At 62.5% G+C, this 15292-nt stretch carries 13 protein-coding genes; 1 reads left to right on the forward strand and 12 read right to left on the reverse strand.

What is annotated here, in order from left to right; translation table 11 throughout:
* The first annotated feature begins 55 nt into the window (after window positions 1–55).
* A complete protein-coding gene (locus U0S50_RS13610) occupies window positions 56–1033 on the forward strand; it encodes a fumarylacetoacetate hydrolase family protein (protein ID WP_322309309.1) in 978 nt (325 codons plus the stop codon).
* A 183-nt stretch (window positions 1034–1216) separates the two neighbouring features.
* Here U0S50_RS13610 and U0S50_RS13615 read toward each other — a convergent pair whose 3' ends face one another.
* The 12 genes from U0S50_RS13615 to U0S50_RS13670 form a co-directional block, all read right to left on the reverse strand.
* The gene (locus U0S50_RS13615) at window positions 1217–2629 is read right to left on the reverse strand and encodes an aldehyde dehydrogenase family protein (protein ID WP_322309310.1); all 1413 of its coding nucleotides are present in this window, start codon (window positions 2627–2629) and stop codon (window positions 1217–1219) included.
* Window positions 2626–3618, reverse strand: coding sequence for an amidohydrolase family protein (locus tag U0S50_RS13620; RefSeq protein WP_322309311.1), 993 nt, complete (start codon window positions 3616–3618; stop codon window positions 2626–2628). Before U0S50_RS13620 ends, U0S50_RS13615 begins: the two co-directional genes overlap by 4 nt.
* A 2-nt stretch (window positions 3619–3620) precedes the next feature.
* Window positions 3621–4586 (reverse strand): fumarylacetoacetate hydrolase family protein, encoded by a 966-nt coding sequence (locus U0S50_RS13625; RefSeq protein ID WP_322309312.1) that lies wholly within the window; start codon window positions 4584–4586, stop codon window positions 3621–3623.
* 30 nt (window positions 4587–4616) lie between these two features.
* On the reverse strand, window positions 4617–5849 hold the full coding sequence (locus U0S50_RS13630) for an aromatic ring-hydroxylating dioxygenase subunit alpha (RefSeq protein ID WP_322309313.1): 1233 nt from the start codon (window positions 5847–5849) through the stop codon (window positions 4617–4619).
* Between the two features lie 266 nt (window positions 5850–6115).
* Complete coding sequence (locus U0S50_RS13635; RefSeq protein ID WP_322309314.1) at window positions 6116–6328, reverse strand: DUF2783 domain-containing protein; 213 nt, start codon at window positions 6326–6328, stop codon at window positions 6116–6118.
* Complete coding sequence (locus U0S50_RS13640) at window positions 6328–7902, reverse strand: FAD-dependent oxidoreductase (protein ID WP_322309315.1); 1575 nt, start codon at window positions 7900–7902, stop codon at window positions 6328–6330. The genes U0S50_RS13635 and U0S50_RS13640 overlap by 1 nt, the downstream gene beginning before the upstream one ends.
* Before the next feature lie 6 nt (window positions 7903–7908).
* Window positions 7909–8868 (reverse strand): MBL fold metallo-hydrolase, encoded by a 960-nt coding sequence (locus U0S50_RS13645; RefSeq protein WP_322309316.1) that lies wholly within the window; start codon window positions 8866–8868, stop codon window positions 7909–7911.
* 13 nt (window positions 8869–8881) lie between these two features.
* On the reverse strand, window positions 8882–10069 hold the full coding sequence (locus tag U0S50_RS13650) for an amino acid aminotransferase (protein ID WP_322309317.1): 1188 nt from the start codon (window positions 10067–10069) through the stop codon (window positions 8882–8884).
* A gap of 78 nt (window positions 10070–10147) precedes the next feature.
* Window positions 10148–11590 carry an FAD-binding oxidoreductase gene (locus tag U0S50_RS13655; RefSeq protein ID WP_322309449.1) on the reverse strand — a complete coding sequence of 481 codons (1443 nt, stop codon included), beginning with the start codon at window positions 11588–11590 and terminating at the stop codon, window positions 10148–10150.
* A gap of 13 nt (window positions 11591–11603) precedes the next feature.
* Window positions 11604–12860: a fumarylacetoacetase gene (fahA, locus tag U0S50_RS13660; RefSeq protein ID WP_322309318.1), complete on the reverse strand. Its 1257-nt coding sequence runs from the start codon at window positions 12858–12860 to the stop codon at window positions 11604–11606.
* A gap of 29 nt (window positions 12861–12889) precedes the next feature.
* Entirely contained in the window at window positions 12890–14230 is a 1341-nt protein-coding gene (hmgA, locus tag U0S50_RS13665) for a homogentisate 1,2-dioxygenase (protein ID WP_322309319.1), read from the reverse strand.
* A 37-nt stretch (window positions 14231–14267) separates the two neighbouring features.
* The gene (locus U0S50_RS13670) at window positions 14268–15143 is read right to left on the reverse strand and encodes a DJ-1/PfpI family protein (RefSeq protein ID WP_322309320.1); all 876 of its coding nucleotides are present in this window, start codon (window positions 15141–15143) and stop codon (window positions 14268–14270) included.
* Between the last annotated feature and the right edge of the window lie 149 nt (window positions 15144–15292).

Raw genomic sequence — 15292 nt, forward strand, 5'->3', positions numbered from 1 at the left:
TGTAGCGCTATGCGTGACGCTGTAGCGAATTACGATATAAATGTGGAGAGCAAAGATGAGACTCGTCACTTTCGATGCCGGTCAGGGCGAGATGGTCGGCGCCGTGGCGTCCGACGGATCGATCCTCGACCTAGCCGCCGCCGCCGCGCCAGCGGACCGCCCCGCGCTGGCAACGATGCAGTCACTGATCGAAGGCGGCGACGTCGTCCTCGATCGCGCGCGCGATATCCTGGCCCGCAACCGAGGCGACCACCGCCATGCCGCAGCCGACATAATTTTTTGCCCGCCGCTGCCGGTGCCCAACTCGATCCGCGACTTTTCGAACTTTGAGCTGCATTGCCTGCAGGCGCTCGACACCAGCATGCGAATGCGCGCAGCAAGCCAACCCGATCCCGAGGCGGCCTATGCCTCCTTCAAGGCCAGCGGCGCCTATGACCTGCCCGCGATCTGGTACGAACGCCCCTATTATTTCAAGGGCAACCGGATGACCTGTTCGGGCCATGAATCGACAATCCAATGGCCGCGCTTCAGCACCACGATGGACTATGAGCTGGAGTTCGCCGCGATCATCGGCAAACGCGGCGTCGATATCCGCGCCGAGGATGCGGCAGAGCATATCTTTGGATACACCGTCTATAACGACTTTTCCGCACGCGACGAGCAGGTCCGCGACCAGCAGTTTCGCATGGGCCCCTCGAAGGGCAAGGATTTCGACACCGGCAACGCGATGGGGCCGTGGATCGTCACGCGCGACGAGATCGCCGATGCGACAAATCTTGCGATGGAATCGCGGATCAACGGCATGGTACAGGGCCGCGGCAATTCGTCGGGAATGCAGTTCAGTTTCGAACAGTGCATCGCCTTCGTATCGCGCGACGAAACCCTGTATCCCGGCGATGTCTTTGGCTCTGGCACGGCCGGCAATGGCTGCGGTTTCGAAACCGGTCGCTATCTGGAACCCGGCGATGTCATCGAGCTCGAGGTCGAAGGCATCGGCATCCTGCGCAACCGCATCGGCGAACGCCGCACCTGATCTCTGAACCCCTGGGGAGGGGTGGTCCGGCACGCTTGTGGGCACTCGCGTGCCGGACCCTTCCCGCCTTTGGACCATGAACAAAAAAGGGCGCCGATGGAAATCGGCGCCCTTTCTTTTTATCGAGAGGGTGCGGCCCCCGTCGCAGCCGGTCGGAAGCGACGGGGGACCGTTGGCCGCGCGCTAGACCTTGTTCACGCGCACCGTCTGAAGCTGCATATATTCCTCGAGTCCGTGGAGGCCGAACTCGGCGCCGATGCCCGACTGCTTCGCCCCGCCAAAGGGCACATCGGGCGAGATGACGGCATGGTCGTTGACCCATGCCGTGCCGGTTTCCAGACGCAGGGCAAGCTCCGCCGCCGCGTCGGCATCCGACGACCAGACCGATCCGCCGAGGCCGTTCTCGTTCGCATTGGCACGCGCCAGCGCATCTTCGGGATCGGTGAAACGGATCAGCGGCACAATCGGGCCGAACTGTTCTTCATCCACAATACGGTCGCCGTCGGTGACATCGACCACGACCGACAAGGGGAAGAAATAGCCCGGTCGATCGAGCGGCTCGCCGCCCGCCAGAAACCGCCCGCCCCGAGCGCGGGCATCGTCGGCAAGACTGCGCACCAGATCGAACTGCGCCCGGTTCTGTACAGGGCCATATTGGGTTGCCGGATCGTCACCCGGTCCGACCACGGCGGCGCGCGCCAGCTCGGCCATCTTGCCAGCCAGCGCATCGTGCAGGCTGTCGTGAACATAGATGCGCTTTACCGCTGCGCAAATCTGCCCGCTGTTTCCAAAAGCCTTTTGGAAAAGCTTGGGTGCGACCTTGTCGACATCCGCATCGGCAAGAACGATCGCGGCGTCGTTGCCGCCTAGTTCGAGCGTCAACCGCTTCAGATTGGCTGCACCGCTCGCCATGATCGAACGCCCGGTCGGGGTCGAGCCGGTAAAGACGATCTTGTCGATTCCCGGATGCTCCGACATCGCACGCCCGATGTCGCCTTCGCCCGTCACCGAATTGATGACCCCGGCCGGCAGATGCGCCGCCATGATCTCGATCAGGCGCAGCGCCGAAAGCGGCGTGTAGGAGGACGGCTTCATCACCACCGTATTGCCCGACAGGAGCGCGGGAATGATGTGCCAGACCGCAATCATCACCGGGAAATTCCACGGCGTTATCGACCCGACGACACCCAGCGGCTTGCGGCGGATTTCAACCCGCATCGCCTCATCATCCTGAACGACCTCGACCGCCGGACGCAGTTTCGCCGTGGCACGCGCCCAGCCGATCGATCCGTTGATCTCTCCCGCCGCACCGCCGTGCCGCGGCTTGCCCTGCTCCAGTGAAAGCAGGGCGGCCAGCGCCTCCTTGTCGGCTTCGATCGCATCGGCGATCGCTTCGATAACCTTGGCGCGGTCGTCGATCGCGGTCGCCGCCCAGGCCGGGAAGGCGCGCCGTGCCGCCGCCACGGCGTTTTCAAGGTCGTCGCGGCTGGCAAGCGGCGCGTGCGCAAAGGCTTCGCCGGTCGCGGGATTGACAACCGGGAAGGTCGCGGCGGTTGCCTGCGCCCTTCCGTCGATGATCAGCGATGGTGTCGTCATAGTCTGAACAGCTTCTCCGCCGTGGTGCTCTTGATCTGGCGCGCCGTGCCGGCATCGAGCGAATTCACCCGCGCCAGACAACCTTCCATGTCGCCGATGTTGTGCGGATAATCCGAACCATACATCAGGCGATCGGGCCCGCCCGCAACCTCGATGCACAGTTCGAGCGCCGACTTTTCATATACGACACTGTCATAATAGATTTTGCGCAAATAGGTGGAAGGCTTGTCGCTGATCTTTTCCGAACAGGCCGGGATCATTTCGTGGCAACGATCGAGGCGTCCCGCCAGATAGGGCAAGGTGGCGCCGCCGTGACCGGCGATGATACCGAGCTTTTCATAGCGGTCGAAGAAGCCGTCGAAAATCATCCGCGAGATGGCCAGCGTGGTGTCGATCATGAAACCGACCGGAGGCACCAGCCCATATTCGTCGAGTTGCAGCTGGGCCGAGCCCTGCGGCGCCGTCGGATGGACAAGGACCGGCAAGGCAAGCCGGTCGATCGCCTCCCAAACCGGCGCGAACTGCGGTGCGGTCAGGCTTTCGCCATCGATGTTCGCCGAAACGAACACACCGACCGCGCCGCCCTTTACCGCACGTTCCAGCTCGGAAACCGCCCGATCGGCATATTGCCAGGGCAGCGAAGCGAAGTAGCGAAGCCGGTCGGGATAGCGGCTCTGCTGATACGCCATCAGATCGTTCATCGCGACAGCCGCCGCGTTGCTGACCTCTTCGCCTCCCCAATAGACGTTGGGGCAGGTCAGCGACACGATCGCCACGTCGACCCCCGCCTTGTCCATATTGGCGATGCGCAGGTCATAGTCGAACATGCCGGGCATCAAGGTGACAAAGGGATTGCCGCCCAGATAAACCGATTCCTGTCCGGCCTTGGTCGGCTTCACCTCATATTTGGGTCCGCCGTGCTCGCGGATCATGGCCACCCACTCCTCGCTGAGCATGTGGGTGTGAACGTCGATAACCGGCCCCGACATGATCACTTCTCCAGATTGATGCGGTTCGACAGACGGCCGAGACCCTCGACCTCAACATCGGTCAGATAGCCGTCATACTGGTTCAAATAGGTGCCGATGTTCCCGCGCGGGTGCTTTTCGGTACCCTTGGAAGCCGTGCCGGTGTGGATGCAGTCGCCCGGTTCCATCGTGAACCATTTCGACGCTTCTGCGATCACCCGCTCGACCGAGAAGAAATAGTTGGCGGTCGAATCGTCGGCATAGCATTCGTCGCCGATATAACCGCGGACGATCAATTTGTTCGGATCGGCAATCTCGTCCTTCGTGGTCAACCACGGGCCCATCGCCGCAAAGGTGTCCGCTGCCTTCGACTTCGAGTGATAGATGAAGAGCAGCCAGGTATCTTCGCCCTCGAACTTGGGGCGCCAGGCGGTGTGGTGGGGCTTGACGATATCGGCAGTCTGCTTGAGCGCGATCGAATCCTGCGTGAACTTCACGCCGCTCGCCGTCACGTCGTTGGTGAGCGTGTAGCCGAAGACATAGTCGAGCGCATCTTCGGGCGCGACATTCTTCGCCTTCTTGCCGAACACGACGACGGGTTCGGGTTCGGGAATCGAAGGGCCATGATCCTTCAGAATGTCGATCGTCTTGTTGTGGCCGGTCAGCGCCGAACGTCCCTTGATGAAGAACATCGGGGCGGTCATCGGCTTCATCGCCTTGTTATTCAGATTGTTATTGTTGACCGCACAGCCAAGAATCTTTGACGGACGCGGATTCGGCGGCATCCAGTCGGCATTGGACACGTCGATAACCGGAAGGCGTCCGGCCTTTGCGGCGATGATCGCCTCGTTCGCAGCGTCCAGACCGGCGGCCTCGGCCTCGATCAGTTCTTCCATCCAGCGATAGGCATCAATCGCGACCGCCTGGTCGCCATCAACGCGGGCGATCACCAGCGGCTTGCCCTCATGTCGTATCATTCCCAGCTTCATGGCCGTCCACTCCTTGTAGAATATTGTCAGTTAGATGGTTTCGGTCGCGTCTTCGGGGATCATCCCCATTGCGATCTGATATTCGCGCTTCACCGCTTCGGGCTGGCCGACCTGATGCTGATAGTCGGGACGGTTGATCCGGTACTGCAACCGGTCGCCAAGCTGGCGGCTTTCCTCGAGCGTCATCGAGTTGGTGAACAGCTCACGATGCTTGATCGGCATTTCGATGCACGTGTTGCGCTCGGCATCGCGGATGACGCCCTTGGGATCGCCACTGCCTTCCTCGACGATCCGCATGTTGGCCTCGAAGCTCTTGCGCATCATCACAATGCCCATGTCGCTCTTGCCCAGATGCTCCTTGGTACGGTCGGCAATGACGCCCTGCCCGGCCCAGGCCACGATATCCTGGTTGAGCACATGGCTGGTGATCCAATTGCCCTGCTCGTCCTTCACGGGGCCCGTCCAGTACGGAATGCGTTTCTGGACATAGGGTTCGCGATCGACCGGGACGCGGTGAAACATCCAGGTGATCGAAAGCGTGTTCTCGTCATCGACGGGAATGCGCCATTCGATGTGATCGCCGAGGAAAAAGGCGTTGGGCCACAAGGCGGTCGCCCCGACCGTCCAGTGCTGGCTGTCCTTGTCGGTATCCTCGCGAACGCGGCGATAGATGTGACCGAACTCAAATTCGTCGAAGGCAAGCTCGAGATGGGTCGGGCCATAGCTGCCATCGCCCCCGAGCACCGACGACCAGTTACGGTGCATCCATTCGAAATGCACGGGATCGCAGCTGTTTTCCTGGCACTGGAACCAGTTGCACGGAACGTCGGCAAAGACGACCTGCTGAAATCCGTTGGCCCAGGTGAAAGGCTCCCAGTTCGGGACAAGCGGCGCGGGCTGCGGCCCCATATAGGCCCAGAGCATCCCTGCCTTCGCCTCTACCGGGTAGGCCTTGGTCCGAATCTTGTCCCGAAAACGGGCGCGCGGATTGGCGACATCCTCGAACGGCTGTTCAAGGCACTGCCCCGACCCAGCAAAGCACCAGCCATGATAGCTGCAGCGCAGACCATCCTCTTCGATGATGCCATTCGCCATGTCCGCCCGCCGGTGCGGGCACTGACGGTCGATCAAGCCATATTCGCCGTTTTTCGACTTGAACGCGACCAGATCTTCACCAAGAAGCCGAACGGGCTTGATCCCCGTTTCATCGAGCTCCGCAACCGCGGCAAACGGATGCCAATAGCGACGGAGCAACTCGCCCATAGGCGTGCCCGGTCCAACCTGTGTGAAGCGTTGATTTTGTTCAGCCCTCACAATGCGCCTCCCTAATTTATGAGACGTATCTGACTATCTGGAACGCTATACGCAACAAGGCCCATCCATAGTTGCACATATCGCAACAACGATCGGAGCAATTCTGGCGATGCTCGCAGCCCGCCGATCCGCCGCCCCATAACGACAAAAGGAGGCCGCGGACCCTTGCCCGCGCCTCCCATTGCCGACAGAGCCCGCAATCGCGAAGCTTGCCGTCAGGTGATCGGTTCGCTCCGCCGTTTTCCGGCCGCGGCGATCGCCTCGGCAACCACCGACGGATCGCCGATATGGTTGATCAGGATAAGGTTCAGCCGGGCCGCGAGCTTCAGGCTTTCGTCGGCCGAAGCCCCCGCATGCAACGCAATCAAGCGTTCATAGATGTCGTCGATACCAGCGATATTGGGATCGGTAATCAGGCTCGCCATCATCAATTCCCCTTGGCCCGCGCGATCGCCGCGCGGATCGCATCCGCGTCAGGGCCCCGCCAGCGAGCACAGACATAGTGATCGGGCCGGATCAGATAGGCGGTGCCGGGTTCGATGGCATAGCGGGCGCGCAGAACATCATCGTCGGCGCCCACATTGATCACCGCGAAACCCTGCGCATCCCCTGCCCAACCGTCGGCGAGCAGCGTGAAGCCGGCGCCCAGACTTTCGAGCAACCAGTCGCCTCCGAGCGGCGCATCGAGCGCCGGGAAGCCGGGCGCCACGCCGTCATCAAACCAGACATCGACGTCGGGCGTGTTCAGCGGGCTGTCGGGCAAGGCCACCGCCGTCGACAGGCGCCCCGAATTGACGAACGGCCGCGCAAATGGCAGCTCGCTGGCCAGTTCGAGCACGGCATCGCGATAAGCGCTGCTGGCGGCTGATTTCGGCGTCATGAAATCGGTCGAACGGCTGGAATTGAGGATATTCTCGTCCGCAATCGCCGTCGCTTCGGCGTCATAGCTTTCGAGGAGCGCCGCACCGGCCTCTCCCTTCAGGATCAGGTCAAGCTTCCAGCCCAGATTGTCGACATCGGCCAGCCCGCCGTTACAACCCCGCGCGCCAAAGGGCGAAACGAGGTGCGCGCTGTCGCCCGCGAAGATCACCCGGCCATGGACAAAACGCGCCATGCGGCGGCATTGGAAGGTATAGACGCTATACCATTCCTGTTCATATTCGACGTCATCGCCGAGCATTGCGCGAACCAGCGGATCGACGTTTTCCGGCTTCACCGCCGCTTCGCGGTCGATGTTCCAGCCCAACTGGAAGTCGAGCCGCCAGACATCATCGGGCTGTTTGTGCATCAGCGCCGATTGGCCAGGATTGAATGGCGGATCGAACCAGAACCAGCGCTCGGACGGCCGCTCGCCCTTCATCTTCACGTCGGCGATAAGGAAATTATCTTCGAACACGCGGCCTTCGAAATCGAGCCCGAGTGCATCGCGCACCGCCGAACGGCTGCCATCGCAAGCGATGACCCAGTCGGCATCGATGGTATAACGCCCCTCTGCCGTTGCCACCGCGACGTTGGCGCCGTCGGCCGTCGCCTCGACGGCCTCCATTCGATGCCCCCAGCGCAGATCCACATTCGGCAGCGCTGCAAGCGCTTCGATCAGCCGGTCTTCGACATGATATTGCTGGATATTGATAAAGCCGGGGCGCTTCTGATTTTTCACCGGCAGCATGTCGAACTGGAAAACCGGATCCTCGCGGTCGCCCCAGAACACCTTGCCGACGTTCCAGATCACCCCCTGGTCGACCATCGCGTCGCCGACACCCAACCGGTCGAAAATGTCGAGCGAGCGCTTGGCGAAACAGATCGCCTTCGAACCCGCTGCGACAAAGTCGAGCTGGGAAAGAACAACAACCGGATGTCCCCGACGCCCAAGATCAAGGGCCATGGACAGCCCGATGGGACCGGCACCGACGATGACGACAGGCGCGGTCTGCACCGGAATACCGGGATGCGGTGTAGCACCGACCTCTCGCCATACGGGGATGTTCGCGACGTTGGCCATGACCGATCAGCCCTGCAACTGGTCCCAGACCTCACGGTCGCGCTCCATCGTCCAGATGCGCGGACGCTCGATCCCGTCGAATTCGTCCCACAGGCGCTGGACGTTGAACGGCAAGCAATGTTCAAAAATCGGCCAATGCCCGAATTTGGGCGCGAGCGCGGTGTGGGTTGCCTCGAACGCGTCCTTCAGCGTGCCGCCACGCTTGTGGGCGGCCCCGACATGCTCGATCATGCCGTTCAGAAATTCGCGGGTCTGCTCGACTGCCGCGTCGACTTCGGCGCGACCGTTGGCAACAGCGCCCCGTCCGCCGACCAGATGCTCGGCGTTGAACGCCTTCACCCGATCGAGCGTGTCCGATGCCCAGTCGAAATGAAAGGCATCACCGGTGTAAAGCGCAGCCTGCGCTTCGACCAGGTCGCCCGCGAACAACGTACCGCTCTTTTCATGCCAGACCGCGATGTCGCCTTCGGTATGACCGCGACCGCAAAATTGCAGCTCGAGGCGACCACGATCACCCCCCAGTTCGATGACATGATGATCGGCAAAGGTGATCGTCGGCCGCGTCAGACCAGGGATTTCCTCGGGCTGCTTGAACAGGCGCGGCATACGGCCGAACTCGCTCGCCCAATCCTGTTCGCCACGCTCCTCGACCAGCGCCGCAGTCGCCTCGCTCATGATGATATCTTCGGCTTCGAAGGCGCTCGCACCGAGCACGCGCACCGCATGATAGTGAGTGAGGATGAGATAGCGCACGGGCTTTTGCGTATGCTTGCGCAGTTCCACCAGCCAGTCGCGCGCGGCGGCGGGGGTTGCCCGCGCCTCGATACAGACGATGAAATCCTCGCCTTCCACAGCGCCCACATTGGGATCACCCTCTGCGGTCAGCGCATAAACGCCGTCGGCCAGAACCTCGAGCGTCTCCTTTTTTTCGGCCGTATCGGCCGATGATGCAAATGGCTTTGCCATGATGATATTCTCCTCAGTCCTGGCTGACGGACGCGATGGCGTCGGCAACGCGGTCGACGTTGTTGCTGTTGAGACCGGCGATGTTCACGCGCCCGGAGCTGGTCACATAGACATGGTGATCACGGCGCAGTTGCTCGACACCCTCGGGCGTGATCCCCAGCATGGTAAACATGCCACGCTGGCGAGCGATGAAGCCATAGTCCCGGCTGCTCTGTCCCGCGAGCCGCGATGAAAGGCGCGCACGCATGGCGTTGATCCGTTCCCGCATCGTACGCAGCTCGATTTCCCAGCCGCGGCGCAGATCGGCATCGCCAAGCACGCGGGCCACCACCGCTGCGCCGTGATCCGGCGGCATCGAATAGAGAGTACGCGCCACGGGCAGCGTATGGGCGTGTGCCAGTGCCGCATCCTTGGCATTGGCGCCGACAAGCGTAAGCGCGCCGACCCGTTCGCGGTAAACGGCGAAATTCTTGGAATAGGAACTGGCGACGATCATTTCCGGCAGCTTTTCCGCGAGCAGGCGGATACCGGCGGCGTCGGCATCGATCCCGTCGCCGAGCCCCAGATAGGCCAGATCGACAAGTACCCCGGCGCCGGTTTTCGACACCAGATCCGCGACGGCATTCCACTGATCCAGGCTGAGATCCGCCCCGGTCGGGTTGTGGCAACAGCCGTGAACGAGCAAGGTGTCGGCGCTGGTCATGTCTGCCAGACATGCCATCATTTCGTCAAAGCGCAGCGCGCCGCTGGCAAGATCATAATAGGGATAGACTACCAGTTCGTGCCCACTGGCCTTCAAAAGGACCGGATGGTTCGGCCAGGTCGGACCAGGCAAGAAAATGCGCCCGCCGGGACGGAGGCGCTTGATCAGGTCCGAAGCCAGACGCAATGCGCCGGTCCCGCCGGGAGCCTGGATGGTCCGGCTGCGCTGATGGGCATCACTTCCCTCGCCGAACAGCAGCGCCCGCGTATGGTCATTATATTCGGGGTGGCCCGCCGACGACAGGTAGCGCTTGCTCGACTGGTTCTCGACCAACCAGCGTTCGGCCGCCTTGACGCAGTCGAGCACCGGGGCGTCGCCATTTTCGTCATTGTAGATGCCGATACCCAGATCGACCTTGTCGGGACTCAAATCGCTCGCAAGCAGTTGGGCGAGCCCGAGAATGGGATCCACCGGCGGTTCGGGAAGCTCAGCAAACATAATCTCTCCATCTGTTCCGTTATACGATACAGCGTAGTGCAATACGTTACAATAGCGCTTTGGCTGGCAATGGCGAAATCACCCTCCGCCACCGCCATCCTGGTCATCGATTTGGACGAGCGCTCCGGGATTCATCCGATTGGCGGGGTCGAACACGCGCTTCACGGCGCGAAAAAGATCGCGTTCGACATCGCTCACCGCATTGGCCACCGAATCCCGCATGCTGCGCCCGACGCCATGTTCGGCACAGATCGACCCACCAAGGCCGAGCACCACCGTTTCGATAGCCTCGCTGATCGATTGACCAGCCGCTGTAAGCGATGCGGGAACATTGGCCCCGCGATGAACCGAAAAATGAATATTGCCGTCACCGATATGCCCGACGCTCAGGCACTCGCTGCCCGGCAACAGGTGATCCGCCACCGCGGTGGCACGGTCGATGAATGCTGGCACCTGCCCCAACGGGACCGCCACATCGACGCTGACCGATGGTTTCTGAGCGATCTTGCCCTCGACCACCGTTTCGCGGATGCGCCAAAGTTCACGGCGCTGCGTTTCATTTTCCGCCAGCGTGCCGTCCTGGACCAGCCCGCCGTCAAAACCGTCGGCAATCGCCTGCTCGACCGCCGCGCGGATCGGATGATCGCTTGCGGAAGAAGCAAATTCGGCCAGCACGAACCATCCATGTTCGCCCATGTCAGGCATGCGCAACGCCGGATTGCGACGCAGCGCCCATTCGCACCCCCGCCGCTGTACCAGTTCAAAGGCCACAACCAGATCACCTAGCGACGCACGCAGCCGATGGAGCAAGCTCAGCGCCGCCGCCGGACTCTCGACAGCCAGCCAGGCCGTCTCGACCTGACGCCACGCCGGCACCATGCGAAGCGCCACCGCCGTAACGACGCCAAGCGTCCCTTCCCCGCCGATGAACAACTGTTTCAGGTCGTAACCCATGTTATTTTTGGCAACGCGGCGCAGCCCGTCCCAAACGCGCCCGTCGGGCAGAACGGCTTCCAGACCGAAAACTTGCGCTCGCATCACGCCATGGCGCAGCGCGCGCACGCCGCCGGCGTTGGTTGATACCAATCCGCCGATCGTCGCACTCCCCTCCGATCCCAGACCGAGCGGGATCGCAAAGCCCCGGTCGGCGGCAGCCGCCTGCACGTCGGCGAGAATGCAGCCCGCCTCGACGACGATCACTGCCGCGTCGGTGTCGATCAGGCGGACACGGTTCATTCGCCGCAGCGACAGCAGTAACGCCGGGCGCTCGGCCGGCGCTGCACAGCCGCCAACGAGGCCGGTATTCCCCCCTTGCGGCACGATCGCCAGCCCCTGCTCGACCGCCTGCCGAACGATTGCCGCAGCCTCCGCCGTATCGCGCGGTCGCGCGACCGCGATGGCGTGAGCAGGCCAGCGCCCGGTGATATCCCGGCGATAGGTTTCGCAATCCTCCGCGCTGTCGAGTATGACATCGTCGCCAAATAGGGCTTTCAGCGCCGCGACCTGTTGCTGCTTCCCCATCACCTGAAGCCCTTCAGCGCGCGTATGGATCGGTTAGCGCGGGCAGCACACGGGCGCGACATTCGCCAAAGCCAATCTCATATCCATCCCCGATGCAGCGGCCACGAAGGTCCAGCGTATCGCCGTCCTCGACAAAGCTGCGCACGCCGCCGTCCGAGAGCGACACAGGCTGCTTGCCCCCCCAGCTCATCTCAAGCAGGCTGCCGAAGCTGCCCGCCTCCGCGCCGGAGATGGTTCCGGTCCCCAGAAGATCGCCGACATCCATCCGGCAACCAGCAGTCGTGTGATGCGCCAGTTGTTGCGCGGCCGAATAATACATGGTGCGATAGTTGGTACGGCTGATGACGGTTTCCGCCCCATCCTTGGGCGTCAGCGCTACGTCGAGCGCGATGTCATAAAGCATCGGCCCCGGCTCCGCGAGATAGGAGAGCAACGGCTTCTCCCGCTCCGGCGTCGCCACGCGGAAAGGTTCCAGCGCGTCCTTCATCACGATCCACGACCCGATCGTCGTCGCGGTCGCCTTGCCCTGAAACGGGCCCAGCGGCTGATATTCCCATGCCTGAATGTCGCGTGCCGACCAGTCGTTGAGCAGCACATAGCCAAAGATCATCGCATCGGCCTCTGCCACCGTTACCGGCCCGCTCGACGCCTGGCCAACGACCGCACCGAGTTCCAGTTCGATGTCGAAGCGCGCAGAAGGAGCAAAGCGTGGAGCTTCATCGTCGGGGCCTTTCACCTGTCCCCACGGCCGTCGAACCTCGCCGCCCGACACCATAACCGACGAGGAGCGGCCATTATAGCCGATGGGGATATGCAGCCAGTTGGGTGGAAGCGCATTTTCGGGGCCCCGAAACATCGTGCCGACGTTGAAGGCGTGCTGGCGGCTTGCATAGAAATCAGTGAAACCCGCAACGCGGAACGGCATGTACATTTGCGCGCCATCCTGCGGGACCAGATAGTCGGCGACCGCCGCGCGTTCGGCAGTTCCTTCGCCCAGCAGCTCCGCCAGCCGCGCCCGCATCGCCCGCCACGTCGCCGGCCCGGCCTCCATCACCGCGTTCCACGACGGCGCGCCAAACAGCGGCGCGTCGGCCAGCTGCACCAGCCCCGCCGACTCCGCCGCCGCCATGTCGACAATCTGGTCGCCGATCGCGACGCCGCAACGCGGCGCCTCTCCATCGCGGCCGAACACACCGCACGGCAGATTATTGAGCGGGAAAGCACAGCCGGGCGCATTGGCGCTTTCCAGCCAGGAGCGCATCAGCGCCATATCGTTTCTCCTTGAAAATCGCGCTTCGCCTAGATCCGCAACGGCTCGCCCGGATTTGGGCTGCCATCGAACTGGCGGTCGAGACCGGCCCAGCATTCGGTATAGTCCGCCTGCATCGGCGCCTCTTGGGCAGCCCATTCGGTCAAATGCTGCGGAAAGCGAGTTTCGAACATGAAACTCATCGTGTTTTCCAGCTTTTGCGGCTTGAGCTCGGCGTTGCTGGCCCCTTCGAACGCATCAAGATCGGGGCCATGGGGCAACATGCAATTGTGCAGGCTCATGGCGCCGGGGGCAAAGCCGTTGGGCTTGGCGTCATACTCGCCGTAAATATTGCCCATCAGTTCGGACATCACATTCTTGTGATACCAAGGCGGGCGAAAACTGTGCTCCGCGACCAGCCAGCGCTCACGAAACAGCACGAAATCGATGTTGGCCGTGCCTTCGATACCCGACGGTGCCGTCAGCACGGTAAAGATCGACGGGTCGGGATGATCGAACAGGATCGCGCCGACCGGGCTATAGGTCTTGAGATCATATTTGCACGGAGCGTAATTGCCGTGCCACGCGACCACATCGAGCGGACTGTGACCGATAGCCGTCCGGTGAAATTGGCCGCACCACTTCATCGTCAGCGTGGACGGTGCCTGCCGATCTTCGAAGGCCGCGACCGGCGTCTTGAAATCGCGGGGGTTGGCCAGGCAGTTGGCGCCGATCGGACCTCGGTTCGGAAGATCGAACTTCTGTCCGTAATTTTCGCAAACGAAGCCGCGGCACGGCCCGTCGAGCACCTCGACCCGATACACCAGCCCGCGCGGCAGGATCGCGATCTCGCTCGGCTCGATATCGATGATGCCCAATTCGGTGGCGAAACGCAGGCGCCCTTCCTGCGGCACCACCAGCAGTTCGCCGTCGGCCGAGCAGAAATATTCGTCGACCATCGATTGCGTGACGCAATATATGTGGCTGGCCATTCCTGTCTGGGTATTGACGTCGCCCGCCGTCGTCACGGTCCGCATCCCGTTGATCCAGGTCAGCGGTATATCTGCGTGCGGCACCGGGTCCCAACGATATTGCCCCAAGCTTGCGACGCCGGGAACAATATGCGGCGCCGATTTCCAATGCGGCACCTCGATTTCCTGGAACCGTCCGACATGCTTGACGCTGGGACGGATACGGTAGCACCAGCTTCGCTCATTCTGCCCGCGCGGCGCCGTAAAGGCGGTGCCCGACAATTGTTCGGCATAGAGACCATAGGCGCATTTCTGAGGCGAATTTTGCCCCTGCGGCAGCGCGCCCGGCAAAGCCTCGCTTTCGAAATCATTGCCGAAACCCGGCATATACTGCGGCGCATTGCGTCCCAAATTGCTCATCACACCCTCTCACCCAAAAGAAACGTAGCGCCGCGCGTCATTGAACCGAGGCACCGCCGCCACCGGCGGCCCATCCCGCTACGACCGCCGCCGCCTGTGCCCGCGCCCGCAGCACCGCAGGCCGGCGCGCGGCCTCCACCGCCTCGCGGATCGCGGGCGGCGCGGTTTCCGGCGTTCCAGCGTCGAAGGGCGGCGCCGGTGCATATTCGATAACAAGCTGGATACGCTGGGCGGCCTCCTCGCCCCGGATCAGCGCAGCAAGCGTCAGGCCGAAATCGATCCCCGCCGTGACGCCGCCGCCCGTCAGACGATTGCGATCCTGGACCACGCGATCGGCCGACGGGATCGCCCCGAACAGCGCGAGTTCGTCGCGCACGGTCCAATGGCTCGTCGCGCGATAGCCACGAAGCAGCCCAGCCGCCCCCAATACCAACGACCCGGTACAGTCGCTCGTCACATATCGCGCCCGCCCGCCGCGATCGGCAAGGAAGGACAGCACGTCGGCATCGCCCATCATCGCAATGGAGCCTTCCAGCCCGCCGGGCACGAACAATATGTCCAGATCATGCGGACAGTCGGCGAAGCGCGTAGTCGGCGTCACGAATATACCAAGGTCGTTGGAAACCGGCGCCAAATCCCTCCACACCAGATGAATATCGGCACGCATCATGTTGAAAACGGTTAAGGGACCAACCAAGTCCTGCAGCACCATCGCGGGATGCACCAGCAAGGCGATAACCGGGCGCGCGGCCACTCCCTCTTTGGCACCGCCCCCTTCGACCTGAGCCGGGGCATCGCCATGGGAGCGCCCCTGTGCGCCGCTGACGCCCGCAGCCAGCGCGGCCCCAGCCACAGCGCCAGTCAGGAAGCCACGACGACTTGCGCCGGGCAAAGCATCGAAACCACTTGTCATAGCCCCTCCTGCCTTCGCCAGCCGCTCGCCGGTCGGCGAAAATCACAGCCCCCACCCATGCGTCGAGGTGCCCGACGCCTCCTTGGCGAGCAGGGTCAGCTATCATCCCTCGACGGCCCTATCAACAATTTGCGTTACAGCGTTTCGTT

The sequence above is a fragment of the Sphingopyxis sp. genome, assembly GCF_034380315.1.
Lineage (GTDB): Bacteria > Pseudomonadota > Alphaproteobacteria > Sphingomonadales > Sphingomonadaceae > Sphingopyxis.